General features: G+C 63.1%; 23 protein-coding genes, 1 other RNA gene and 1 pseudogene. 2 read left to right on the top strand and 23 right to left on the bottom strand.

The annotated features are described in order from the left end of the window. Positions 1 to 7: 7 nt before the first annotated feature. From petA to QZ571_RS08770, 3 genes are all read right to left on the bottom strand, one after another. On the bottom strand, positions 8 to 568 hold the full coding sequence (gene petA / locus QZ571_RS08760; protein ID WP_295533553.1) for a ubiquinol-cytochrome c reductase iron-sulfur subunit: 561 nt from the start codon (positions 566 to 568) through the stop codon (positions 8 to 10). 309 nt (positions 569 to 877) lie between these two features. Next, the gene (locus QZ571_RS08765; RefSeq protein WP_295533555.1) at positions 878 to 1,588 is read right to left on the bottom strand and encodes a response regulator transcription factor; all 711 of its coding nucleotides are present in this window, start codon (positions 1,586 to 1,588) and stop codon (positions 878 to 880) included. Continuing rightward, positions 1,588 to 2,085: a MarR family transcriptional regulator gene (locus tag QZ571_RS08770; protein ID WP_295533557.1), complete on the bottom strand. Its 498-nt coding sequence runs from the start codon at positions 2,083 to 2,085 to the stop codon at positions 1,588 to 1,590. Before QZ571_RS08770 ends, QZ571_RS08765 begins: the two co-directional genes overlap by 1 nt. Before the next feature lie 154 nt (positions 2,086 to 2,239). Between QZ571_RS08770 and QZ571_RS08775 the strand changes: the two genes are divergently transcribed. After that, entirely contained in the window at positions 2,240 to 3,109 is an 870-nt protein-coding gene (locus QZ571_RS08775) for a branched-chain amino acid aminotransferase (protein ID WP_295533559.1), read from the top strand. Positions 3,110 to 3,181: 72 nt separating this feature from the next. Here the strand turns inward: QZ571_RS08775 and QZ571_RS08780 are convergent, their stop codons facing one another. The 9 genes from QZ571_RS08780 to ffs form a co-directional block, all read right to left on the bottom strand. Continuing rightward, a complete protein-coding gene (locus QZ571_RS08780; RefSeq protein ID WP_295533560.1) occupies positions 3,182 to 3,367 on the bottom strand; it encodes a hypothetical protein in 186 nt (61 codons plus the stop codon). A gap of 94 nt (positions 3,368 to 3,461) precedes the next feature. Further along, complete coding sequence (locus tag QZ571_RS08785; RefSeq protein WP_295533562.1) at positions 3,462 to 4,403, bottom strand: DMT family transporter; 942 nt, start codon at positions 4,401 to 4,403, stop codon at positions 3,462 to 3,464. A gap of 50 nt (positions 4,404 to 4,453) precedes the next feature. After that, complete coding sequence (queG, locus tag QZ571_RS08790; RefSeq protein ID WP_295533564.1) at positions 4,454 to 5,482, bottom strand: tRNA epoxyqueuosine(34) reductase QueG; 1,029 nt, start codon at positions 5,480 to 5,482, stop codon at positions 4,454 to 4,456. A 63-nt stretch (positions 5,483 to 5,545) separates the two neighbouring features. Then, a complete protein-coding gene (locus tag QZ571_RS08795; RefSeq protein ID WP_295533566.1) occupies positions 5,546 to 6,211 on the bottom strand; it encodes a glutathione S-transferase family protein in 666 nt (221 codons plus the stop codon). Positions 6,212 to 6,361: 150 nt separating this feature from the next. Continuing rightward, a complete protein-coding gene (recR, locus tag QZ571_RS08800; protein ID WP_295533567.1) occupies positions 6,362 to 6,961 on the bottom strand; it encodes a recombination mediator RecR in 600 nt (199 codons plus the stop codon). Between the two features lie 16 nt (positions 6,962 to 6,977). Continuing rightward, positions 6,978 to 7,322 (bottom strand): YbaB/EbfC family nucleoid-associated protein, encoded by a 345-nt coding sequence (locus tag QZ571_RS08805; RefSeq protein WP_295533570.1) that lies wholly within the window; start codon positions 7,320 to 7,322, stop codon positions 6,978 to 6,980. 70 nt (positions 7,323 to 7,392) lie between these two features. Then, positions 7,393 to 9,168, bottom strand: coding sequence for a DNA polymerase III subunit gamma/tau (locus QZ571_RS08810; RefSeq protein WP_295533572.1), 1,776 nt, complete (start codon positions 9,166 to 9,168; stop codon positions 7,393 to 7,395). A gap of 21 nt (positions 9,169 to 9,189) precedes the next feature. After that, a complete protein-coding gene (locus QZ571_RS08815; protein WP_295533574.1) occupies positions 9,190 to 10,101 on the bottom strand; it encodes an MBL fold metallo-hydrolase in 912 nt (303 codons plus the stop codon). Positions 10,102 to 10,174: 73 nt separating this feature from the next. Then, positions 10,175 to 10,271: signal recognition particle sRNA small type (gene ffs / locus QZ571_RS08820), an RNA gene on the bottom strand. 121 nt (positions 10,272 to 10,392) lie between these two features. Between ffs and QZ571_RS08825 the strand changes: the two genes are divergently transcribed. Further along, the gene (locus QZ571_RS08825) at positions 10,393 to 11,475 is read left to right on the top strand and encodes a PQQ-dependent sugar dehydrogenase (RefSeq protein WP_295533576.1); all 1,083 of its coding nucleotides are present in this window, start codon (positions 10,393 to 10,395) and stop codon (positions 11,473 to 11,475) included. A 95-nt stretch (positions 11,476 to 11,570) separates the two neighbouring features. Here QZ571_RS08825 and QZ571_RS08830 read toward each other — a convergent pair whose 3' ends face one another. The 11 genes and pseudogenes from QZ571_RS08830 to hutI form a co-directional block, all read right to left on the bottom strand. Beyond that, entirely contained in the window at positions 11,571 to 12,365 is a 795-nt protein-coding gene (locus QZ571_RS08830) for an amino acid ABC transporter ATP-binding protein (RefSeq protein ID WP_295533578.1), read from the bottom strand. A gap of 3 nt (positions 12,366 to 12,368) precedes the next feature. Beyond that, a complete protein-coding gene (locus QZ571_RS08835) occupies positions 12,369 to 13,028 on the bottom strand; it encodes an amino acid ABC transporter permease (protein ID WP_295533580.1) in 660 nt (219 codons plus the stop codon). Continuing rightward, entirely contained in the window at positions 13,028 to 13,675 is a 648-nt protein-coding gene (locus QZ571_RS08840; RefSeq protein WP_295533582.1) for an amino acid ABC transporter permease, read from the bottom strand. The genes QZ571_RS08835 and QZ571_RS08840 overlap by 1 nt, the downstream gene beginning before the upstream one ends. Before the next feature lie 67 nt (positions 13,676 to 13,742). Beyond that, on the bottom strand, positions 13,743 to 14,555 hold the full coding sequence (locus QZ571_RS08845; RefSeq protein ID WP_295533584.1) for a transporter substrate-binding domain-containing protein: 813 nt from the start codon (positions 14,553 to 14,555) through the stop codon (positions 13,743 to 13,745). 99 nt (positions 14,556 to 14,654) lie between these two features. Then, the gene (locus QZ571_RS08850; protein WP_295533586.1) at positions 14,655 to 15,209 is read right to left on the bottom strand and encodes a HutD family protein; all 555 of its coding nucleotides are present in this window, start codon (positions 15,207 to 15,209) and stop codon (positions 14,655 to 14,657) included. After that, positions 15,206 to 16,900 (bottom strand): urocanate hydratase, encoded by a 1,695-nt coding sequence (gene hutU / locus QZ571_RS08855; RefSeq protein WP_295533588.1) that lies wholly within the window; start codon positions 16,898 to 16,900, stop codon positions 15,206 to 15,208. The genes QZ571_RS08850 and hutU overlap by 4 nt, the downstream gene beginning before the upstream one ends. A gap of 21 nt (positions 16,901 to 16,921) precedes the next feature. Next, positions 16,922 to 18,064, bottom strand: a complete 1,143-nt coding sequence (locus QZ571_RS08860) for an acyl-CoA dehydrogenase family protein (RefSeq protein WP_295533590.1) — start codon at positions 18,062 to 18,064, stop codon at positions 16,922 to 16,924. Then, the gene (locus QZ571_RS08865) at positions 18,061 to 19,254 is read right to left on the bottom strand and encodes a CoA transferase (protein WP_295533592.1); all 1,194 of its coding nucleotides are present in this window, start codon (positions 19,252 to 19,254) and stop codon (positions 18,061 to 18,063) included. The genes QZ571_RS08860 and QZ571_RS08865 overlap by 4 nt, the downstream gene beginning before the upstream one ends. Further along, positions 19,251 to 20,060, bottom strand: coding sequence for an N-formylglutamate deformylase (gene hutG / locus QZ571_RS08870; RefSeq protein WP_295533594.1), 810 nt, complete (start codon positions 20,058 to 20,060; stop codon positions 19,251 to 19,253). Before hutG ends, QZ571_RS08865 begins: the two co-directional genes overlap by 4 nt. Further along, positions 20,057 to 21,577: a histidine ammonia-lyase gene (gene hutH / locus QZ571_RS08875; RefSeq protein ID WP_295533596.1), complete on the bottom strand. Its 1,521-nt coding sequence runs from the start codon at positions 21,575 to 21,577 to the stop codon at positions 20,057 to 20,059. Before hutH ends, hutG begins: the two co-directional genes overlap by 4 nt. After that, positions 21,571 to 22,614, bottom strand: a pseudogene (hutI, locus tag QZ571_RS08880) (imidazolonepropionase); the annotation flags it as partial. The gene hutH and the pseudogene hutI, both read right to left, overlap by 7 nt. Between the last annotated feature and the right edge of the window lie 16 nt (positions 22,615 to 22,630).

The following is a 22,630-nucleotide window of genomic DNA, read 5'->3' on the forward strand; positions in this document are numbered from 1 at the left end:
GGTCTCCTCAGCCCAACAGGATCGTGGTGTCATCGGTGAACTGAGCCACCGGGATATCAAGGTTGCGCGGTGCGGGGCCTTTGCGGATGCGCCCGGCCGAGTCGTAATGCGACCCGTGACAGGGGCAGAACCAGCCGCCGAAATCGCCCGACATGTTACCGATCGGAACGCAGCCGAGATGGGTGCAAACGCCGATCATCACCAACCATTCGCCCGCCTCGTCCAGCGTGCGGTTTTCATCGGTCGCCTCTGCGCCCGGCTTGTTGGCGTTCTCAGCCGAAATGTCGACCAGCTCGTCCAGCGGCACGGCGCGCGCCATGTCGATCTCTTCCTGGCTGCGGCGGCGCACGAAGACCGGCTTGCCGCGCCATTTCACTGTCAGCTGCGTGCCCGTCTCGACACCCGAGACGTCGACATAGATCGACGACATCGCTTTGACGTCCGCCGAGGCGTTCATCTGATTGACCAGCGGCCAGACGGCGGCGCCAGTGACGACTGCGCCAGTGCCGGCGGTCGCGTAATAGAGGAAATCCCTCCGGGTGCCTGCGTGATTTTCTGGGTTGGACACGTTGTCTCTCCTTCCGGGGCCCGCGGTGTCGGACCGATAGTGACGTGCCGGGGCACACAGTGTTGTGTGCCCAAACATGCTTGCTCTCATATCAATCACGGAATCGTCAGTCCAGAACGCATTCACCCCGAGGGGGTGCGAATTGCGGCTAAGCAGCCTTTCACGCAGGGTTAATCCAGTCTGGACGGGAAAAAGTGATCGGCGTGCCCGCCCACGCACCCAAGCTTGGGCCACAGATCAAACCCTTAGCGTGTTCAGAGCGAATCAATAATCGTGAGCCTGCGTGAGTGCGCGTGATCTGTGGATAACTCAATCCGGTGCCAGCATGTAGCCAAGTCCGCGCACTGTTTGCAGATAGCGTGGCTCGCGCGGGTCGCGTTCGATCTTGCGGCGCAGGCGGGTGATTTGGACATCCACCGCGCGGTCGCCGCCACCCTCGTCATGCGCGGTGCGGTCGCGGCCCAGCTCTTCGATCAGGGCGCTACGCGAGATTACCTCGCCCGCATGGGTGGCGAAGATCTTCATCAGTTGCACTTCGGTCGCGGTCAGGCGCACCGGGGCCTCGCCATCCCACAGCTCGCCCCGGTCGTGGTCGTATTTCAGCGCCCCGAGCGACAGGAATTTCGGCCCGGTTTCCGCCTCTTGGGGAACCCGGCGCAGGATCGCATTGATGCGCAACAGCAGTTCCTTGGGCTCAAACGGCTTGGCGAGATAGTCATCGGCCCCCGCCTCAAGGCCCTCGATGCGCTCGCGCGTGTCGCCCCGCGCTGTCAGCAGCAAGATCGGCGTCGAAATCGACTTGCGCAAATCGCGCGTCAGGCTCAGCCCATCTTCGCCCGGCATCATCACATCCATCACGATCAGGTTGAAATCGAGCCCCGCCAACAGCCGCCGCGCATGGGCCGCATCGCGCGCTGCCGTCACCAGAAATCCGTTGCGCTGCAAAAAGCTCTTCAGCAATAATCGGATGCGTTCATCATCGTCGATGATCAACAGATGCGGGTCGGCCTGATAGGGCATCACTCTTCCTTCATCTGTTGGTAGAGGCGCTGCAGATCAGACCCCATCATCGCCTCAAGAACCTGTCGAAACCCCGCCACTGCCTGCGGCCCTGCCATGCGATAGGCGCTGCGCATCCGGCCGCGCTGTGCCTCAGAGAGGGCCCGTTCCAATGTGTGACCAGCCTCGGTTAAATATAACTGGCGCTCGCGCTTGTCGCGCCGCCCCACCCGGCTTTCCACCAGACCATCCTCGATCAACGTGCGCAACACCCGGTTCAGCGACTGCTTGGTCACGCCCAGCACCGCCAGCAGAGTGGTCACTGTCAGCCCCGATTGTCGATTGATGAAATGCAGCGCGCGGTGATGGGCGCGGCCATAGCCATGCTCTTCGAGCAGACGATCAGGATCGGCGGTAAAGGCGCGATAGGCAAAAAACATCGCCTCGGTCCCGCGCCGCAACTGCTCGTCGGTGAGAAACAGGAGCGTCTCGCCCCCAGGGCTTCCACTATCGGCCATCTATCCCTCTACTCTTTTTCGTGACTTTAAGTCAGTCTTGTTGACTATCCAAGACTCAACTGCTAGCGAACGACAGTTTCTGCGCAAGAAAATGCCCATATCGGACCTAACTTGCGCAACATTCGTAAATCGGTGTAACGCCAAGGAGGGTGAAATGGCCGGGGCCTATGATGATCGCGACGGCAAGATCTGGATGGACGGGAAGATGGTGGAGTGGCGTGACGCCAATGTCCATATTCTGACCCACGCGCTGCATTACGCGTCCTCGGTATTCGAAGGCGAGCGCTGTTACAACGGCACGATCTTCAAATCGCGTCTGCATTCCGAGCGTCTGCTCAAGTCGGGTCAACTGCTGGACATGACGATCCCCTATTCGGTCGATGAGATCGAAGAGGCGAAATACGCGATGCTCAAGGCCAATGGCTGGACCGATGCCTATGTGCGTGTCGTGGCATGGCGGGGCGCGGGCGATGACATGGGTGTCTCGGCGCGACGCAACCCGGTGCGGATGGCCGTGGCTGGTTGGGAATGGGGCAACTATTACGGAGATGCCAAAACCAAGGGCGCCAAGCTGGACATCGCGAAATGGCGTCGCCCCGATCCGCGCACCATCCCGGTCGAAGCCAAGGCGGCGGGTCTTTACATGATCTGCACCATGTCCAAGCATATCGCCGAGGATAAGGGCTGCTCGGACGCGCTGTTCATGGATTATCGCGGCTATGTGGCCGAGGCGACGGGGGCCAATATCTTCTTCGTCAAGGATGGCGAGGTTCACACGCCACTGGCCGATTGCTTCCTCAACGGGATCACCCGGCAGACCGTGATCGGCCTGCTCAAGGATAAGGGCATCACCGTGCATGAGCGCCGCATCGAGCCGTCCGAACTGGCCGGGTTCGAGCAGTGCTGGCTCACCGGCACCGCCGCCGAGGTGACGCCCGTGGGTCAGATCGGGGACTTCCACTTTGAGGTGGGCGCGTTGACGCGCGACATTTCCGAAACCTACGAGAAACTCGTGCGCAGCTGATGTCTGTGCACCTGAAATGACAAAGGGCGCGCCATTAGGTGCGCCCTTTTGATATTCAAATCATAGATCGGCCTAGACCTCTTCGTGCCGCTCGATGCGCAGAAATTGCGTAACGCGCGCACCCGATTCCCCATGCGAGCGCTTGGACAAATCTTGCACGGCGGGATGGACGCCTTCCTTGCGCTGCAAAGTGAGAAAACGCTGTAAACGGGCGCTCTCCGAGGCCGGTTTTGCGTGGTCAATAACGTGACGCGACATCGCTTTGGCTCCTCTAATCATTGCTGGAAGCCTCATTATAACAGACTTTGACCGAGTCGGCATGCGTTAGATCAAGACGCTCACATCTGCGCCCTCAGGCTTGCGGCGTGCCCGCCTTGCGCGCGCGCCGCCGCTCCAGCCCCAATTGCCGCTCGCGCCAGATAATCAAAATGCCCGCGCTGATCACCAGTCCGGCGCCGCTTAGGGTCCACGCAGTCGGTACCTCGTTGAAAATCGCATAGCCAATCGCCAGCGCAAACAACATCGAGGCGTAATCGAACGGCGCAATCAGCGACGCATCGGCAAAGCGGTAGGCCGAGGTCAGCATGATCTGCCCCGTGCCGCCGATCAGCCCCGCCACGATCAACAAGATCGCCTCGCGCGGGGTCGGCAACACCCAGCCAAACGGGATCGAGGCAAGCGATAACAGGGTGGCGGTGATCGAGAACCAAAACACGATGGCCGAGGTGCGTTCGGTTCCCACCATCCGGCGAATCTGGATTTGTGCCAGCGCGGCACAGGTGGCCCCCGCTAGCGCAAGTGCTGCGCCAAATGCCTCGACCCCTTGGGCCGGACCCGATCCGCCCAGCCGCGGCCACAGCACGACCAACACCCCCGCAAGCCCCAAACCCACGGCAGAAAACCGAAACAGCCGCACCGTTTCGCGCAAGAACAGCGCGGCAAACACCACTGTCAACAAGGGCGCGGCATAGCCCAAAGCCGTGGCTTCGGGCAGCGGCAGATAGGCGAGAGAGGCGAAACTCAGCGCCATTGCCGTGGTGCCAATCACCCCGCGCATCACATGATTGATCGGTTTTCTCACGCGCAGACCACCGCGCAATTCATGCCGCCACGCCAGCCAGACAAGCAGCGGCACCATCCCGAAGGCCGAGCGGAAAAACACCGCTTCACCGGGCGGGATCGTGTCTGAGACCGCCTTGATGATCGCCTGCATGATGACAAACGCGATCACTGTTCCCAGTTTCAAGGTGATGCCCAAGAACGGTGACGGTGTGGAAATGGCGGGGCTGCTCATATCTGCTGCCTTATCAGATGCGCCCGCCAATGCCAGAGCCCGCGCGCAATTTAGTCCCCAAGCTGGGACAGCGCCCAAGACGCGGCCTCGGCCACAGTGGGATTGGTGTCACTGAGATGCGCGCGCGCGGCACCAGCCAAGGTGCGATCGTGAGAATTTCCAATCGCATATAGCACATTGCGTAAGAACCGATCGCGCCCGATTCGCTTGATCGGCGAGCCGGAAAACCGCGCGCGAAAGGCGGCGTCATCCAGCGCCGCCAATTCGGCCAAGGGAGGCGCGCCGACCCCGCCATGATAGCGCGCCTCACGCGCGGTGGCCGCGAACTTGTTCCACGGGCAGGCGGCAAGACAATCGTCGCAGCCATAAATCCGGTTGCCCATCTTGGCGCGCAATTCCAGATCAATCGGCCCGCTATGTTCAATCGTGAGATAGGAAATGCAGCGCCGCGCATCGAGCTGGAAGGGCGCGGGAAAGGCTTGCGTCGGGCAGATATCCAGACAGGCGGTGCAATTGCCGCAATGCTCGATCTCGGGCGCATCAGGTGCCAACGCCAGTGTGGTGAAAATCGCGCCGAGGAAAAACCAGTTGCCCAGATCGCGCGCCAACAGATTGGTGTGCTTGCCCTGCCAACCCAATCCCGCCGCCTGCGCCAGCGGTTTCTCCATCACCGGCGCGGTATCGACGAACACCTTGATCTCCCCCTCGGGCGCTTGTTCGAGCAACCAGCGCCCGACCCGTTTCAGCCGCTTCTTCACCAGATCATGATAATCGCGCCCCTGCGCATAGGCGGAAATTACGCCCTGATCGCGCCGCTTTAACAGCGCCAGCGGGTCATAGTCAGGCGTATAGCTCTCGGCCAACATCAGAACCGAGCGCGCCTGCGGCCACAGCGCCGCCGGATCGCCCCGCCACGCGCGCCGTTCCTCCATCCAGCCCATCTGGCCGTGCATCCCTGCGCCGACAAACGCCTCAAGCCGCGCCGCCGCCTGCGGGATCGCATCGGGCCGCGTCACGCGCGCCTTGGAAAACCCTTCCTCAAGCGCTTTGGCCACCAGCCGTGATTTCAAATCCTCCACGGCCTCTTCCTCTTGATGAAAATATCCCGGGGGTCTGGGGGCAGCGCCCCCAGCCTGAGCGTCTTAGAAATCCAGCTCGCCATATTGCGGCGCGGGCGGCATGCCCGACAGTTGATCGGCCAGAAGCGAGCGGAAGGCCGGGCGCGATTTGATCTTCGCGTACCAATCCTTCACCGCCTCGGATCGGTTCCAGTCCACATCCGAGATGTAATCGAGACAGCTCAGATGCGCGGCGGCGGCGAAATCGGCCAGCGTCATCACATCGCCCGCGAGCCAGCGGCGCTGATCGAGCAGCCAGCCCATGTAATCGAGGTGAAATTTGATCGCCGAGAGGCCAGATTTCACAGCCTTACTGTCGGGATAGCCCTCTTTGCGGACCTTTTTCCAGACCCGTTCGCCCATCACCTTGCTGGTCACTTCGGCGTTGAATTTATCGTCAAACCACGCGCACAGACGGCGCACCTCGTAGCGCCCGGTCGCATCGCGCGGCATTAAAGGGGCCTCGGGGTAGCGCTCGTCGATATATTCGCAGATCGCCTGACTTTCGGCCATCACCATGCCGTCCATCTTGAGCACCGGCACTTTGCCCGCCGGGTTGCGGCGCAGGAAATCGGCCTGCTGCTCCCAATAGCGTTCTTCGACCAGTTCGACCTCAAGCTTCTTTTCAGCCAGCGTCAGGCGAACCTTGCGGCAATAGGGGGATAGCGCAACATGATAGAGGCGGATCATCGGTGGCGGTCTCGCATCTCGTTTCGGGATGCCTCCCTGATAGCGAGGCCCGCGCGCAGGTTCAATGGGGCGGAGCATCACACGGGCGCGCTCGCGCTTGGCAGGCGGGGCCTCCGGCGGGAGTATTTAGGGCTAGATGAAAGGGGGCGATCAGAACGCTTTGCGGGCGCGCAATGCGGCCTGAATCGTGCCATCGTCAAGGTAGTCCAGCTCGCCCCCGATGGGCACGCCTTGCGCGAGGCTGGTGACGGCCACCCCCATCGGTTCGAGCGCCTCGGCGATGTAATGGGCGGTGGTTTGACCCTCGACAGTGGCGTTGAGTGCAAGGATGACTTCGCGGATTCCCTCGAATTGAATGCGCGCGATCAGGTCGGGGATGCGTAGCTCTTCGGGGCCGATGGCATCGAGCGCAGACAGGGTGCCGCCCAGCACATGGTAGCGTCCCTTGAAGGCGTGGCCGCGCTCCATTGCCCAGAGATCAGCAACATCCTCGATCACGCAAAGTTCGCCGATGGCGCGGCGCTCGTCCTCGCAGATCGCGCAGACCGGTTGGCCCGAAATATTGCCGCAGCGCGCACATTCGCGGGCGTTGCGTGCGACATCGGCCATCACTTCGGCCAGCGGGGCCATCAGTTGCGCGCGCTTGGAGATCAGGTGCAGCACCGCGCGGCGTGCCGAGCGCGGCCCAAGGCCGGGCAGCCGCGCCATCAGCGCGATCAGCCCCTCGATGTCGTCGCGCCCTTGGGTCATGGGGTGCGCCGTCCGATCAACCGGGAAGTTCCATATTTTCGGGCAGGCCCATCTCGCGCAGCAGGCGGCGTTGCTCTTCGCTCTCGCGCTCTTTGGCCTTGGCTTGGGTGTCTTTGATCGCCGCAAGGATCAGGTCTTCGACGACTTCCTTTTCCGAAGCTTGCAGGATCGAGGGATCGATCGACAGCCCCGTCAGCTCGCCCTTGGCGGTGGCGCGTGCCTGCACCAGACCGGCACCGGCCTCGCCGATAACGACGATGGAATTCAGCTCGGATTGCAGCTGCGCCATCTTTTCCTGCATTTCCTTGGCGGCCTTCATCATTTTGGCCATATCGCCCATCGCGCCCAGTCCCTTGAACATCGCTGTCTCCTGTTAGATCGTTTTGTCTCAGATACGCATGGGCAGGGCTGTGAACAAGGTCTCGCCGGGCTTAGCTATCTTCGAACGGGTCCCATTCGTCATCAACCTCGGGCAGGGCCTCGGTGGCGATTTCGGCGTTGAGGGCTGCGGCATCGGTGATCTCGTCAAATTTGGCCTGCGGGAAAACCTCAAAGATCGCGGCGACCAGCGGGTTATGCATCGCCTCGGCCTTGGCCTGATCCATCTGCGCGGTTTTCACCTCGGCGATGGTATCCGCCCCCCCCTCAGACACCACCGAGACGCCCCAGCGTTCGCCCGTCCAACCTTGAAGCCGTGCGGCCAAGGTCGCGGCGAGATCGCGTGAGGCGCGCTCGGTCGGTTGAAACTCGATCCGGCCGGGGCGGTACTGCACGAGGCGCAGGTTGCTTTCGACTTCGAGCAGCAGCGTCATGTCGCGCATCCGCGCGATCAAATCGACCACATCGTCAAAGCTGGCAAAGCGCGCCAGCGCGTCGGGGGCCTCAGCCGGGCTTGCCTGCGCCACAGCTACTGCCCCACCGCCCGCGCGCCGGGCCCGCAGGGTTGCGCCATGCACCGGGCTGGTCGAGGGCGCAGCCCCGCGCCCGGCGGCTTGGGTGTTCGCCCCGGGGCCTTGCTGGATCTTGCGGATCAGCGTGTCGGGATCGGGCAGATCGGAGACATGCGTCATGCGGATCAGTGCCATCTCGGTTGCCATCATCGTGTTGGGCGCGCCCGCGACTTCCTCGATGGATTTCAGCAACATCTGCCATAGCCGCGTCAGCACCCGCATCGGGATTGCGCCGGCCATTTCCTGCCCGCGCTTGCGCTCGTCCGGGGGCACGGTCGGGTCTTCGGCGGCTTCGGGCGTGACCTTGATCACCGACACCCAATGGGTGATTTCGGCCAAGTCGCGCAGGATCGCCATCGGGTCAGCGCCATCGGCATATTGCGCGGATAGTTCGGTCAGCGCCTCGGCAGCTTGACCGTGCAAGATCATGTCAAACAGATCGAGCACCCGGCCGCGATCGGCCAGCCCCAGCATCGCGCGCACCTGCTCGGCGGTGGTCTCGCCCGCGCCATGCGCAATCGCCTGATCGAGCAGCGACATCGCATCGCGCACCGACCCTTCGGCCGCGCGCGTAATCAACGCCAATGCGTCTTGCGCGATCTGCGCGCTTTCAAGCTCGGCGATTTTGCGCAGGTGATCCATCATCACCTCGGGCTCGATCCGGCGCAAATCAAAGCGCTGGCAGCGTGACAGAACCGTCACGGGCACCTTGCGAATTTCGGTCGTGGCAAAGATGAATTTCACATGCGCGGGCGGTTCTTCGAGCGTCTTCAAAAGCGCGTTGAAGGCGCTTGTCGACAGCATGTGCACTTCGTCGATGATATAGACTTTGTAGCGCGCCGAGGCTGCCCGGTAATGCACCGACTCGATGATTTCACGAATATCGCCAACCCCGGTGCGCGAGGCGGCGTCCATCTCCATCACATCGACATGACGCCCCTCGGCGATGGCAATGCAATTCTCGCATTGATCGCAGGGCTCGGTCGTCGGGGTGCCCTTGCCATCCGGGCCGATGCAGTTCAGCCCCTTGGCGATGATGCGCGCGGTGGTGGTTTTGCCGGTGCCGCGAATGCCCGTCATGATAAAGGCCTGCGCGATGCGATCCGCAGCAAACGCGTTTTTCAGCGTGCGCACCATCGGTTCCTGACCGATCAGATCGGCAAAGGTCGCGGGGCGGTATTTGCGCGCGAGGACCTGGTATTGAGTTTCGCTCATCGGGGCTCCGGCCTGTGGTTTGGGCGTTAGACTATGCGCCACCGCGTGTGAGGTCCAGCCGGGTCATTCCCATTCCATCTGCGAAAACACGGCCTGCGCGTTGCGTTTGGCCAGCATGTCGAAATCTTGCAGATAGCTGAACGCGGATTGATCCACCTCGACCGAGCCGATGATCTCGCCGCCGCCCTCGATATAGCTGGCCATCTCGGTGCGCAGGTTGGTTAGGTAATCGTAGGTATCATGGCGCGCGGTGGCCAGTTCGGTGGCGGGGCCGTGACCGGGCACGACCACCTTGGGGTTATGGGCGGCCATGTCATCAAAGGCCGCAACCCAGCCCTTTGACGATGACATGTCCAACACGCCCAGAATGCGCCCGACAAAAACAATATCGCCGGTGAACATCACAGATTGCGCGGGTAGCCAGACATAGCTGTCGCCCGGGGTGTGAGCGGGGCCGGGGTGGGTGATCTCGATCTCGCGCCCGCCAAGGGTCAAGCTGTGGTGTTCGCCAAAGCTGATATCGGCATAGGCGGGCGTGGTTCCCGCCAGCGCCGCCTTGCCCATCAGCGCGTCAAGCACCGTCAATTCCATTGAGCCGCGCGCCTTCTGATCGGCCACCGCATCATCCGAGGCGATCACCTGCGCGCCCTGCGCCTGCCAATAGCTATTGCCCAGCCAGCGATGATCCTGCCCGCCGGTATTGATGACATATGTCACCGGCTGATCGGTCAGCGTTTTGATGACCTCATCCAGCGCCTGCGCCCCTTTGAACGAGGCCCCCGCATCCACCAGCACCGCGCCGGCATCGGTCACGATCAACCCAAACGTCGCGTTATTACCAAGGTTCTCGGCGTCACGCTGCCCGAACGGGCCCTGAATGGCGTAAGTGCCGGGGGCTACTTCGGTGCTGTGCAGGGTTTGCGCCGCCAGCGGCAGCGGCAGCAGGGCCAGCAAGGCCAGAACGAAACGCTTCATATGTCTCTCCCTTTGGCGCGAAACTATCCGCGCGCTGCCTTGGCTCGCAAGTGTCATGATGAAGCAGGGAAAGGGTGAGAGGCTGGACAGCGACCCAAGCGGGGCTCGTTGCGGCTGCTTCCTTCCGGATCTGACCGGGTTGGCGAGGCGCTCGCCCGCGCCAACCTCTCACGGGGGGATATAGGGGTAGGCGCGCGGATTCGCAACCCGTTTGAGCAGCGCGAAATTTGGTGCCTTGGGGTGGTTCACGGCGCTGCGCGCCCCCATCTCTTTATACTCAGGAGGTGCCATATGCGAACTTGTTTGACCGCCGTAATCCTTGCTCTTGGGCTTGGCCAGCCGCTACTCGCGCAGAATGTGGGCGAAAAACCCGCCAGCCGCGATGCTCCCTTTGCGCTGCAAGCGGTCGCGCGCCTGCAAAACCCGTGGGCGATTGCGCCGCTGCCGGGGGGCGATGTGCTGGTGAGCGGCAAAGCGGGCCGGATGTGGCGTGTAGGCCAAGGTGGCATGAGCGAACTTAAAGGGCTGCCGAAGGTGCAGTATAGCGGCCAGAACGGGATGCTCGATGTCGCCATCGCACCCGATTTCGCGCAAACGCAGGCGGTCTATTTCACCTATGTCTCACTGCAAAACGCGCTGGTTCTGGCGCGCGGCACGCTGCGCGCGGATCGGCTGGAGGGGATCAAGACGCTTTGGCAGCAGCCCCCCGGCGGGCGCGGTCAGCCCGGCGGGATCATCGCCTTTGGGCCTGATGGAATGCTCTATCTCAGCGTCGGAGACCGGATGCAGCCCGACACCGCGCAAGACCCCGAAAATCCGCGCGGCAAAATTCTGCGCCTCACCCGCGAGGGCAAAGCCGCCCCCGGCAATCCGCAGTATGATGCGGGCGGTGTGCGCGCGCAGACGTGGTCCGAGGGCCATCGCAATGCCTACGGCCTCGCCTTCAGCCCCGACGGTACGCTGTGGGAGCACGAGATGGGCCCGCGCGGTGGCGATGAGTTGAACGAGATCAAACCGGGTCTCAACTATGGCTGGCCGCTGGTGTCAAACGGGCGGCATTATTCCGGCCTGCCAATCCCCGATCACGATACGCGCCCCGATCTGGCTGCGCCGAAACTCTGGTGGTCGCCTGTGATCGCACCGGCGGGTCTGGCGATTTACGAGGGACAAGATTTTCCGCCATGGGATGGCGATATGCTGATCGGCGGTCTGGCGGGGCAGGGGCTTGCGCTGGTGGCGGGCGATGGGTCGGATCAACTGGTGCGCTGGGATCTGGGGATGCGGGTGCGCGACGTGGCGGTCGGTGCCCAAGGGCAGGTCTGGATCATTGAGGATAGTGATGACGGGCAGCTTTATCGGCTGGTCCCGAAATAAGCCCTGCTTATTTGCGCATCGCGTAGGGCCCGTGCCTATCGCGCGAAAGGGGCTGCAATGCGGCCCCCCGTCACATGAAATCGACGAAGCCCTTCTTAGAAATCAAGCGAATTGCGTTCGCGATAGCCTTGCAGAAAGCTTGCGAGACGCGGGTCGGAGGGGGCATCGAACACGTCACGCGGCGAGCCAACGGCGACGATCTCACCGCGTTCCATGAACACGACTCGGTCCGCGACATGGGCGGCAAACCCCATCTCATGGGTGACCACGACCATCGTCATGCCTTCGGCGGCAAGCTGTTTCATCACGCCCAGAACCTCACCCACGAGTTCGGGGTCAAGTGCGCTTGTCGGCTCGTCAAACAGCATGATGCGCGGCTCCATCGCGATGGCGCGTGCGATGGCCACACGCTGTTGCTGCCCGCCCGACAGGTGGCTGGGATGGTTGCCTTCCTTGTCGCCCAGCCCGACCTTGGCAAGCGCCTCGCGCGCGCGTGTTTCGGCTTGCGCGCGCGACAGACCGCGCACGCGCTCCAGCCCTTCGGCGACGTTCTGTAACGCGGTCATATGGGGCCAGAGGTTGAACTGCTGAAACACCATCCCGATCTCGCGGCGCATTTCGCGCAGGCGGCGCGGCGCCATACGTTTGCCACCGGGCGTCTCATAGCCGATCAACTGATCATCGATGCGCACCTCGCCGCTGTCATAGTCCTCAAGCACATTGATACAGCGCAAAAGCGTGGATTTACCCGACCCGGATGGGCCGATCAGACAGGTCACCTTGCCCGGTGGGATGTCGAGCGAAACGTCTTTGAGGGCCTGAAACGGGCCGTAGAATTTGTTGACGTTACGCAGATAGGCGGCTGCGGGTGCCGCTGGCTGATGGGTCATCTTTCAGCTCCGATCAATTAGGTAATGGGTGAAACGGCGTTCAAGACGACGTCCGATCCGCGAGATCGCCTCGACGAAGCCCCAGAAGAACAGCGCAAGGATCAGGATCGGGGTGACGAAGGCGAAGGTTTCGCTCATCATCGTCTGGGTCTGGAACATGATCTCGGGGACGGTGATCATCGACAGGATGACGGTTTCCTTGGTCAGGATGATCGCGAAATTTACCAGCGCCGGAAGGGCCGAGACCATCATCACCGGCACCATTATGCGCGAAACGATGGTGGAGTTGCGAAAGCCAATCGCGCGCGCGGCCTCGATCTGGCCCAGTGGCACCGCATCAAAGCCCGCGCGCAGGATCTCGGTGAAATAGGCGCTGCCGTAGATCGTCAATCCAAGGATGCCCGCAGGCAGCGCATCCAGCCGCAGCCCGATCAGCGGCCCGCCGTAATAAAGCACGAACAACTGAACTAGAAAGGGCGTGCCGCGAATGAACTCCACATAGGCGCGGATCGGATAGCCAAGCGCGCGGGGGCCAAACCGGCGTGCGATTTCGATCAAAAAGCCCAGCACAAAACCGAAAGCCGTGCCCAGCAGCCAACTGAAAATGGTCAATCCGAACCCGGTCAGCAAATCAGGGCCGTAGCGGTGCAGCGTCTCCAGCATCAGACGGCGAGCCTCCGTTCAAGAACGCGCCCGACCTGCGCGATGACAAGGTTGATCGCGAGGTAGATGAACGCAGCCGCGAGGTAGATTTCGAGGGGGCGAAAGGTTGCAGCGGCGATGGATTGGCTCATCCGCGTGATCTCGACAATGCCGACCACGGTGACCAGCGAGCTGGCCTTCACCAGCAAGATCAGCTCATTGACGATGGCGGGTAAGCCGATCTTGAGCGCCTGTGGTAGCAGAATCCGCACCCAGACATCCAGCGGCACCATTCCGATCGCGGCGGCGGCTTCGGCCTGACCTTTGGGAATTGCGTTGAGCGAGCCGCGCAGCACTTCTGACAGATAGGCCGCGGCACAAAATCCCACGGTCAGGACCGCCGCGACAAGGGCCGGCACATTCAGCCCGATCACCGGCAGCAGGTAGTAGGCTACAAGCAGCTGGATCAGCAGCGGCACGCCGCGAAAGAAGCTGACATAAAGTGCTGCGGCCCGGCGCAGCCATATTTTATGCGAGAGGGCTGCGGCACAGATAACGGCCCCAAGGATGAGCCCTTCAAGACAGCCAAGCACCGAGATCAGCAGCGTATAGCGCGCCGAGCCGATCAACACTGGCAAATTGTCTATGATCGTCTGGAATGAGAACATGGCCACACCCTGATTGTGGACGAGAAAATGGCGCGGGCCGGAATGGCTTCGGCCCGCGCAAGCTGTCTTAGAGTTTGGGCATCATCTGGGGCAAAGCGGTTGCCGCACCGAACCATTTCTCTTGCAGGGTCTTCATCCGGCCATCCGCCTCGATCTTCTTGAGGGCGTCATTCACCGCCGCGACCAATGTGTCACCCTCACCCTTGCGGGCGACATAGCCGAAATAGGTCGGCGTGCCGAAGGGCGGGTTCACGACGGCGAAATCGTCGGGGCGCTTCTTGGCAAGGTAGTTGAGTAGCGGCGCAGAGCCTGCAACCGCGTCAAGCCGTCCGGTCATCAGATCGGCATAGGCCTCGTCATTGGTGCCGTATTCCTTGATGGTGAAGCCGCCGATCTTGGCGCTGTAGGCATCAAGCTGCTTTTGCTGGGCCGTGCCTTTTTGCACGCCAACGGTCAGGCCCTTGGCATCCTCGGGCTTTGTCATCTTGCCACCCTTGCGCTGCACGAAAGTCACGGTCGCATCCGCGATCGGCAGGGTAAAGCTGTAGCGATCGGCGCGTTCGGCCGTCATCGTCACCGGGGCGAGCACGAAGTCGAATTTCTTCACTTCAAGACCGGGCAGAATCGAGGTCCAGGGCAGGTCTTCATAGACCGGGGCGACGCCCATTTCCTTGGCGATCTCATCAAACAGATCCCGGTCAAAGCCAACGTAATTGCCGTTCTCGAGCATGTCGAAAGGCGCGTAATGCATCTCGGTCGCAGCGACGATCTTGCCAGCGGCCTTGATGTCGGCCAGGTCATCGGCCAGCGCACCCGACGCGGTGATGGCCAGCGCGCCCAGACCGAAAAGGGCGGATTTCAGTGTCGTGGAAAACATCATGTCTTCTCTCCTGTTGGTGGGGCTTTGGGGCTCCGGCGCTGCGCCCCGATGGGCACCGGATAGTTGAACTGGCACCGGGTGACCGGGCACCAGAAAAGTTCATGTCAGGGCCCTCACACTCACGGAAATCATCGGGCCATCGGCACGAAGGTTACCTGTCAGATCGTCTTGCGGATCAGGCAGTAAAACCTCGTCCGGGTGCAATATGAAATCTCCGATCTTGACGGGATGCGTGCGTGTCACAAGGGCAATGGTGTCGCTGGGCACGGCTTGGCCAGCGGCCAGCATCTCGACCCGGTGCACGCAGGCGCCGCGCCGGGTCATAATGTTGAAATCCAGTATCGGCCCGTCGGTCAGACGCGCATTGAGGGCCGCCTCGCCCGGAAAGGACAGGGGCGGTGCGCTGGCATCAAGTGTCACCGATCCGCCCTGCGCGAAGCTCAGCGTCATCCCAGCCCCCGACAGAACCGTCAACGTGCGATCAATGCCCGCAAATTCCGAGAACGCGCCGTCGCTTGCGACCTCGGCCATGCTCAGCCGCCACACTATATCGTCAAAGCCCGCCCCTTCGGGAAAGGCGGCGATCTCCCAAGTCAGACCGCCCCCGTTCTTCCAGGGCGTGGCCGTCAGATCGCTGCGGCGGAGTTTCTTCATTTCAGGATGCCCGGCAGATCGAGACCATGTTCGATTGCGCAATCGCGCGCGATCTCATAGCCCGCATCGGCATGGCGCATCACGCCGGTGGCCGGGTCGTTCCACAGCACCCGCTTGAGGCGACGGTCGGCATCTTCGGTGCCATCGCAACAGATCACCATGCCCGAATGCTGCGAGAATCCCATCCCGACGCCGCCGCCGTGATGCAGCGACACCCAAGTTGCGCCCGAAGCGGTATTGAGCAGCGCGTTCAGCAAGGGCCAGTCCGACACCGCCCCCGGGCCGCACGTCACGCCCGCGGTCTCACGGTGGGGAGGGGCAACCGAGCCGCTAGCAAGGTGATCGCGCCCGATCACGACGGGGGCTTTCAGCTCGCCATTGCGCACCATCTCGTTGATTGCCAGACCCGCCTTGTGGCGCTCGCCAAGCCCGATCCACATGATCCGAGCGGGCAGCCCCTGAAAGGCGATGCGCTCGCGTGCCATGTCAAGCCAACGATGCAATTGCACGTTCTCGGGGAAGATTTCCTTCATCCGCTGGTCGGTCTTGTAGATGTCTTCGGGATCGCCCGACAGCGCCGCCCAGCGGAACGGGCCAACGCCGCGGCAGAACAGTGGGCGGATATAGGCGGGCACGAAACCGGGGAAAGCAAACGCGTTTTCCAACCCCTCTTCCTGCGCCATCTGGCGGATGTTGTTGCCATAATCGAGCGTGGGCACGCCCGCATTCCAAAAGCCCACCATCGCCTCAACATGATCGCGCATCGAGGCGCGGGCGGCGGCAGCGACCCCGGCGGAGTTGCTCTCTTGCTCGGCGCGCCATTGCGCAACGGTCCAGCCCTTGGGCAGATAGCCATGGAAGGGATCATGCGCCGAGGTCTGGTCGGTCACCATGTCGGGGCGCCCATTGGGCAGCGCTTCGCCCGCCTGCATCCGGCGCAGGATTTCGGGGAAGATGTCGGCGGCATTGCCGATCAGCGCGACCGATTTTGCCTCGCCCGCCGCCGTCCAACGCCCGATCATCGCCAGCGCCTCGTCCAGAGAATGAGTTTTTTCATCGCAATAGCGCGTGCGGATACGGAAATCGGCGCGGGTTTCGTCGCATTCCACAGCCAGACAGCATGCGCCCGCCATCACCGCGGCCAGCGGCTGCGCACCGCCCATGCCGCCAAGCCCCCCGGTCAGAATCCAGCGCCCTGTCAGATCGCCCTCGTAATGCTGACGCCCGGCTTCGGCGAAGGTTTCATAGGTGCCCTGAACGATGCCCTGCGCGCCGATATAAATCCACGAGCCCGCGGTCATCTGGCCATACATCGCCAGACCCTTCTTATCGAGCTCGTTGAAATGGTCCCAAGTCGCCCAATGCGGCACGAGGTTGGAATTGGCGATCAGCACACGCGGCGCATCCGCGTGGGTCTGGAAAATACCCACTGGCTTGCCCGATTGCACCAGCAGCGTCTGGTCGGATTCAAGCTTGCGCAGCGAGTCACAGATCAGGTCGAAATCTTCCCAAGTGCGCGCCGCGCGTCCGATGCCGCCATAGACCACCAGCTCATGCGGGTTCTCGGCCACATCGGGGTGGAGGTTGTTCATCAACATGCGCAGCGGCGCTTCGGTCAGCCAGCTTTTGGCGGTGATCTCGGTGCCGGTCGCGGGGTAGATGTCGCGGGTATTGTGACGCGGGTTGGTCATCAAATCGGTCCTTTCAGCATGTCAGGCGAGCAGGCGGCCCGCGATGATGTTGCGTTGAATTTCAGAGGAGCCCTCGTAGATGCGCATGATGCGCAGATCGCGAAGGTGACGTTCCAGCGGGAAGTCCTGCGTAAAGCCGTAGCCGCCATGGATTTGCAGCGCGTTATCGGCGATGCGCCCGGCAGCTTCGGAGGCAAACAGCTTGGCTTTCGAGGCGGCGGTGGTGAAACGCTGCCCGGCTTGGCGCTGGCGCGCGGCTTCATGGCCGAGCAGTTCAGCGGCGGACAGTTCGGTTGCCATATCCGCCAGCATCCACTGGATGCCCTGACGGTTGGACAACGGTTCGCCGCCGATGATGCGCGACTTGGCCCAGGCGCGCGCGGCGCTTAGCGCGGCGCGGGCAATCCCCACGGCCATTGCGGCCACTTCGGTGCGCCCGTTATCGAGCACCTTCATCGCGGTGCGAAACCCGGAGCCCTGCGCGCCGACACGGTTTGCATCGGGCACCACGACGTCGATATCAAGCTCCCAGACATGGCCGCCGCGCAGCCCCATCGTCTGCTCGACCCGCCCCGGCACAAGGCCCGGCGTGCCTTTTTCGATCACGAAAGCCGAGATGCCGCGATGGCCTGCCTCTGGGTCGGTGACGCAGTAAGTCACGATGAAATCGGCCACGCCGCCATTCGAGATGAAACACTTCTTGCCCTTGATGCGCCAATCCGCACCTTCGCGCGTGGCCTTGGTGCGCATGTCGGCGGGGTCCGAGCCCGCATTGGGCTCGGTCAACCCGAACGCGCCCAGCATCCGGCCCTCGGCAGCAGCAGGCAGAAACCGTTCGCGCAAGTCATCATCGGCCCCGATCAGCAGGCTATCGGTCGCCAAGTAATGCGCCGTCAGCGCCGAGACGGTCGAGCCGCAGCCCCCCGCGACGCACGCCACCGCCTCAAACAGCGCATGGGCGGAAATATCGGCCCCGCCCCAACGCTCGGGCAGGTTGGCCCCCATCATACCCGTCTCGGCCAGCGCGGCGAGTTGGGCATGCACGAAGGCGCCGGACGCATCGGTGGCGGCGGCCTGCGGGACAAGCACGTCGGCGCTAAAGCGGTCGAGCATATCAAGGAACTGGCGCTCTTCGGGGCTGAGAAGATGATCGAAATCGCTCATGGCGTGGGGTCCTTGATAACGCCGGCTGCGATGAGCTGCGTGATTTGCGCGCCGCTTAACCCGGCCTCTTGCAGGATGTCGCGGGTCGCGCCGCCAAGCGCGGGGGCGCCGGTCTCTGCCAGCAGCGCCTTGCCATCAAAGCGGATGGGCTGACCGACGACCGGGGATTTCCCCAGCCGGTGATGGGGCAGATCGCTAACCAGCGCGCGGGCGGCGGCGTGATCGGAGGCGAGTTGCTGGGCGAGGGTCAGGATTGGCGCGGTCGGCACGCGGGCCTCTGCGAGCGCGGCCACGACGGCTTGCGTCGGCTGCGTCCTGCTCCAGCCCTCGATCAGCGTGCGCAGCGCAGGTTCGTTTTGCGTGCGACACTCGTCACTGGCAAAGCGCGGATCGTCCGCAGCGTCGGGCGCACCGATCACATGGCACAAGGCCGCGAACTGGCGCGCGCCCAGCACGGCGATGATCGCGTGACCATCGGCGGTGCGAAAGGCCCCGAACGGCGTGGACAGCGGATGGCGATTGCCGACACGCGCCACGGGACTGTCGGAATAAAGGTGGATCGCGTGGCTGGTGGGCAGCATCGCCACAAGGCAGTCAAGCATCGCGACATCCAGTGCCGCCCCTTGCCCGGTTTTCCCGCGTCCGACCAGAGCCGCCAGAATCGCGATCACGGCATAAAGCCCCGCCGCGACATCGCCCAAGGCTTCGCCAACTTTCAGCGGCCCGCCGCCGTCTTCGCCCGTCGCATCCATCCAACCCGACATCGCTTGGGCGACAAGATCATAGGCGGGTAGTTGCGCGGCCGGGCCCTCTTGGCCAAAGCCAGAGATCGCGCAATAGACAAGGCCCGGATTGTCAGCGCGCAAGGCGTCTGCGCCAAGACCCAGCCGGGCCGCCACGCCGGGGCGGAAATTCTCGACCACGACATCGCATTGGCCAGCGAGTTGACGCGCAAGCGCCTGACCCTCTGCGGATTTAAGGTCGATCACGATCGAGCTTTTGCCGCGATTGGTCAGCGTAAATAGCGCCGATTCCCCGTCTCGAAACGGGCCGATATGGCGGTAATCATCCCCTTGGGGCGGTTCGAGTTTGATGATCTTCGCCCCCAGATCGGCCAGCAACGCGGTGGCGAACGGCCCCGACAGTACGCGGGTCAGATCAAGAATGCGCAGACCTTCGAGCGGCCTCATGCGCGCAGCTCCGGGGCGAGGCTTTCCAGCGCGCGCAGGATTTCGCCCAGATGCGGGCGCAGGCGTGCGGCCTTGTCGGCGTTGATCTCCCAAGGCGGGGCTTCAACGGTAAGATGGGTCGATTGCGCCAGCTCCATCTGGATCGCATGCACGCCTTCGTTGGGCTGGCCGTAATGGCGCGTGGTCCAGCCGCCTTTGAACCGCCCGTTCACGACATGATCGAACCCTTGCGCGCGCGCGCAGATCGCGGCGGTCGTGGTCTCGATCTGGGGGGCGCAACTGGTGCCATTCGCCGTGCCGATATTGAAATCGGGCAGCTTGCCGTCGAACAGGAAGGGAATATGCGAGCGGATCGAGTGACAATCATAGAGGATCGCCACGCCGTGACGCGCCCGCACCCGCGCGATTTCGGCGCGCAGAGCGGCGTGATAGGGCGCGTGGAACTGCGCGAGGCGCATCTCGATCTCGGCGGCGTCGGGTTCGGCGCGCCAGATCGGCGTGCCGTCGAAGTCGGTCAGCGGCACCAGCCCCGTCGTGTTCTGACCGGGATAGAGGCTGTCATTTTCAGGGCCGCGATTGGCGTCGATCACATAGCGATGAAACGTGGCGCGCACGGTGGTCGCGCCCGGCAGCAGGCCCGCGTAAAGGTGGTGAATATTCCAATCGGTATCGGCCAGCTCGCGACCGCGATCATTGAGGTCATTGCGCACGCTTTCCGGCAACCAAGTGCCGGTATGGGGCAGGCCCAGAATGATCGGGCTGTCGCCTTGTTCGATCTCGACGGGGGCAGGGGCGTTTTGGCTCATGGCGCGATCTCCAGCCCGGCGGCAGTGACAAGCGTCCCGTCTTCGACCAAGGCTTGCGCCCTCTCCAGATCGGGCGCGAGGTAGCGATCCGTCCCCATCGTTGCGACATGAACCCGCAGCGCCTCAATCACCCGCGCAAGCGGGGCCGAGGTGTTCAACGGTGCGCGGAACTCGATTCCCTGCGCACTGCAGATCGCCTCGACACCTAGGATCACCGAGAGGTTGCGCGTCATCAGCCCCAGCCGCCGCGCGCCATGGGCGGCCATGCTGACATGGTCTTCCTGATTGGCGCTGGTGGGTGTGCTGTCGACCGAGCAGGGCGCGGCGAGATGCTTGTTTTCGCTCATCAATGCGGCGGTGGTGACCTCGGCAATCATCAGCCCGCTATTGAGCCCCGGCTGTGGCGTCAAGAACGGCGGCAGGCCAAAGCTGAGCGCAGGATCGACCATCAGCGCAACACGGCGCTGCGCAATCGCGCCGATTTCGGCCACGGCCAGCGCGATCTGATCGGCGGCAAAGGCGACCGGCTCGGCATGGAAATTCCCGCCCGAGACGATGGTGCCATCCGACAGCACAAGCGGGTTGTCGGTGACGGCATTGGCTTCGGTAATCAGGGTCTGACCCGCGAAGCGCAGCAGATCAAGCGCGGCCCCCGTGACTTGGGGCTGGCAGCGAATGCAATAAGGGTCTTGCACGCGGGCATCGCCCTCTAGGTGGCTTTCGCGGATCGCACTGCCCTCCAGCAACTCGCGCATCGCGGCGGCCACGTCGATCTGGCCGCGATGGCCACGCAGGCTGTGGATTTCTGGATGGGTGGGCGCGGTCGAGCCCATGATCGCATCGGTCGACATCGCTCCGGTGACAATTGCTGTGCGCAGGCAGGTCATTGCGCGAAAGAACCCGACCAGCGCCAGAGCGGTCGAGAATTGCGTGCCGTTGATCAGGGCGAGCCCTTCTTTCGCGCCCAGTGTCACGGGGCTAAGCCCGGCAGCGGCCAGCGCGTCTGCGCCGGGTATGCGCTGATCGTTGAAAGTCGCCTCGCCCGCGCCGATCATCACCGCCGCCATATGGGCCAGCGGCGCAAGATCGCCCGAGGCCCCAACGCTGCCTTGCTCGGGCACGACGGGGGTCACGCCTTGCGCCAGCATGCTTTCGATCAACGCTACGATTTCGGGACGCACGCCCGAGGCCCCGCGCCCGAGACTGAGCAACTTGAGCGCCATCATCAGCCGCGTGGTGCACTCCGACAGCGGCTCCCCGACGCCACAGCAATGCGACAAGATCAGGTTCCGTTGCAGCGTCGCCGTGTCATCGGTCGCGATGCGCACCGAGGCGAGTTTGCCAAATCCGGTATTGACCCCGTAAACCGCCGCCTCGCCTGCCGCCGCTGCTGCAATTCGCCCCGCCGAGGTCGCGATCGCAGGGGCCGTGCGCGGATCAAGCTGCGCCGCGTCATCCTTGCGCCAGAGAGTTTCGAGTTGCTCAAGCGTTGCCTCGCCGGGGATCAGTGTCAGCATTTGCGGCCTCCGAAATAGCGGCTGTGAAGAGGGTTGAAGCCGATGCGATAGGTCAGCTCGGCAGGGTCAGTGGCGTCCCACACCGCCAGATCGGCGCGCATCCCCGGGGCAAGGCGGCCGCAATCGGTCAGCCCCAGCGCCTGTGCGGCATTGCAGGTTACACCGCGCAGACACTCGGTTGGCGTCAGGCGAAACAGGGTCGCGCCCATATTCATCGTCAGCAGTAGCGAGGTGAGGGGCGAGGTGCCGGGATTGCAATCACTGGCCAGCGCCATCGTGCAGCCCGCCGCGCGAAACGCCGCAATCGGCGGCATCTGGGTTTCGCGCAAGGTGTAGAACGCCCCGGGCAGCAGCACCGCGACACTTCCCGCAGCCGCCAGCGCCTTGGCATCATCGGCGGTGGCATATTCGATGTGATCGGCGGACAGGCCTTTGCGCGCGGCAACCAGTTGCGCGCCGCCCTGATGGGAAAGCTGTTCGGCATGCAACTTGACCGGCAGGCCCAGTTCTTGCGCGACATCAAAGATGCGCGCCATTTGAGCGGCGCTAAAGGCGATGTTCTCACAAAACCCGTCAACCGCATCCACGAGGCCCTGCGCATGGGCGGCGCGCAAGCCCGCGATCACGACCTCGTCGATATAGGCCTCGGCGCGCCCGACATATTCGGGGGGTAACGCATGCGCGGCCAGCCACGTCGTCACGACCCGCACCGGGCGCATCTGCGCCAGCCGCCGCGCCGCGCGCAGCATCTTGAGTTCATCCTCCACCGTAAGCCCGTAGCCCGATTTGACCTCGACCACTGCCACGCCTTCTGCCAGCAGCGCATCAAGCCGGGGCAGGGCCAAGGCCACCAGCGCATCTTCACTTGCCGCGCGCGTGGCATTCACTGTTGAAAGGATGCCTCCGCCGCTTTGGGCGATTTCTTCGTAGCTTGCGCCCTCCAGACGTTTCTCGAATTCGCGCGCCCGGCTGCCGCCATAGACCAGATGCGTATGGCAATCGATCAACGCCGGGGTGATCAGCCGTCCGCCCATATCCTCACCCTCAGCCGCC

The organism is uncultured Thioclava sp., from assembly GCF_913064665.1.
Taxonomy (GTDB): Bacteria; Pseudomonadota; Alphaproteobacteria; order Rhodobacterales; family Rhodobacteraceae; genus Thioclava; species Thioclava arctica.

What these genes read in the sequence shown, in the direction of transcription:
- QZ571_RS08840 (WP_295533582.1), bottom strand. Translation starts at nt 13,675, where the DNA reads ATGTTCTCATTCCAGACGATCATAGACAATTTGCCAGTGTTGATCGGC.
- QZ571_RS08795 (WP_295533566.1), bottom strand. Translation starts at nt 6,211, where the DNA reads ATGATCCGCCTCTATCATGTTGCGCTATCCCCCTATTGCCGCAAGGTT.
- QZ571_RS08845 (WP_295533584.1), bottom strand. Translation starts at nt 14,555, where the DNA reads ATGATGTTTTCCACGACACTGAAATCCGCCCTTTTCGGTCTGGGCGCG.
- QZ571_RS08805 (WP_295533570.1), bottom strand. Translation starts at nt 7,322, where the DNA reads ATGTTCAAGGGACTGGGCGCGATGGGCGATATGGCCAAAATGATGAAG.
- QZ571_RS08815 (WP_295533574.1), bottom strand. Translation starts at nt 10,101, where the DNA reads ATGAAGCGTTTCGTTCTGGCCTTGCTGGCCCTGCTGCCGCTGCCGCTG.
- QZ571_RS08765 (WP_295533555.1), bottom strand. Translation starts at nt 1,588, where the DNA reads ATGCCCTATCAGGCCGACCCGCATCTGTTGATCATCGACGATGATGAA.
- QZ571_RS08865 (WP_295533592.1), bottom strand. Translation starts at nt 19,254, where the DNA reads ATGAGGCCGCTCGAAGGTCTGCGCATTCTTGATCTGACCCGCGTACTG.
- hutU (WP_295533588.1), bottom strand. Translation starts at nt 16,900, where the DNA reads ATGACCAACCCGCGTCACAATACCCGCGACATCTACCCCGCGACCGGC.
- QZ571_RS08775 (WP_295533559.1), top strand. Translation starts at nt 2,240, where the DNA reads ATGGCCGGGGCCTATGATGATCGCGACGGCAAGATCTGGATGGACGGG.
- QZ571_RS08835 (WP_295533580.1), bottom strand. Translation starts at nt 13,028, where the DNA reads ATGCTGGAGACGCTGCACCGCTACGGCCCTGATTTGCTGACCGGGTTC.
- QZ571_RS08780 (WP_295533560.1), bottom strand. Translation starts at nt 3,367, where the DNA reads ATGTCGCGTCACGTTATTGACCACGCAAAACCGGCCTCGGAGAGCGCC.
- hutH (WP_295533596.1), bottom strand. Translation starts at nt 21,577, where the DNA reads ATGCTGACACTGATCCCCGGCGAGGCAACGCTTGAGCAACTCGAAACT.
- hutG (WP_295533594.1), bottom strand. Translation starts at nt 20,060, where the DNA reads ATGAGCCAAAACGCCCCTGCCCCCGTCGAGATCGAACAAGGCGACAGC.
- QZ571_RS08830 (WP_295533578.1), bottom strand. Translation starts at nt 12,365, where the DNA reads ATGACCCATCAGCCAGCGGCACCCGCAGCCGCCTATCTGCGTAACGTC.
- QZ571_RS08860 (WP_295533590.1), bottom strand. Translation starts at nt 18,064, where the DNA reads ATGAGCGATTTCGATCATCTTCTCAGCCCCGAAGAGCGCCAGTTCCTT.
- QZ571_RS08825 (WP_295533576.1), top strand. Translation starts at nt 10,393, where the DNA reads ATGCGAACTTGTTTGACCGCCGTAATCCTTGCTCTTGGGCTTGGCCAG.
- QZ571_RS08770 (WP_295533557.1), bottom strand. Translation starts at nt 2,085, where the DNA reads ATGGCCGATAGTGGAAGCCCTGGGGGCGAGACGCTCCTGTTTCTCACC.
- recR (WP_295533567.1), bottom strand. Translation starts at nt 6,961, where the DNA reads ATGACCCAAGGGCGCGACGACATCGAGGGGCTGATCGCGCTGATGGCG.
- QZ571_RS08850 (WP_295533586.1), bottom strand. Translation starts at nt 15,209, where the DNA reads ATGAAGAAACTCCGCCGCAGCGATCTGACGGCCACGCCCTGGAAGAAC.
- QZ571_RS08785 (WP_295533562.1), bottom strand. Translation starts at nt 4,403, where the DNA reads ATGAGCAGCCCCGCCATTTCCACACCGTCACCGTTCTTGGGCATCACC.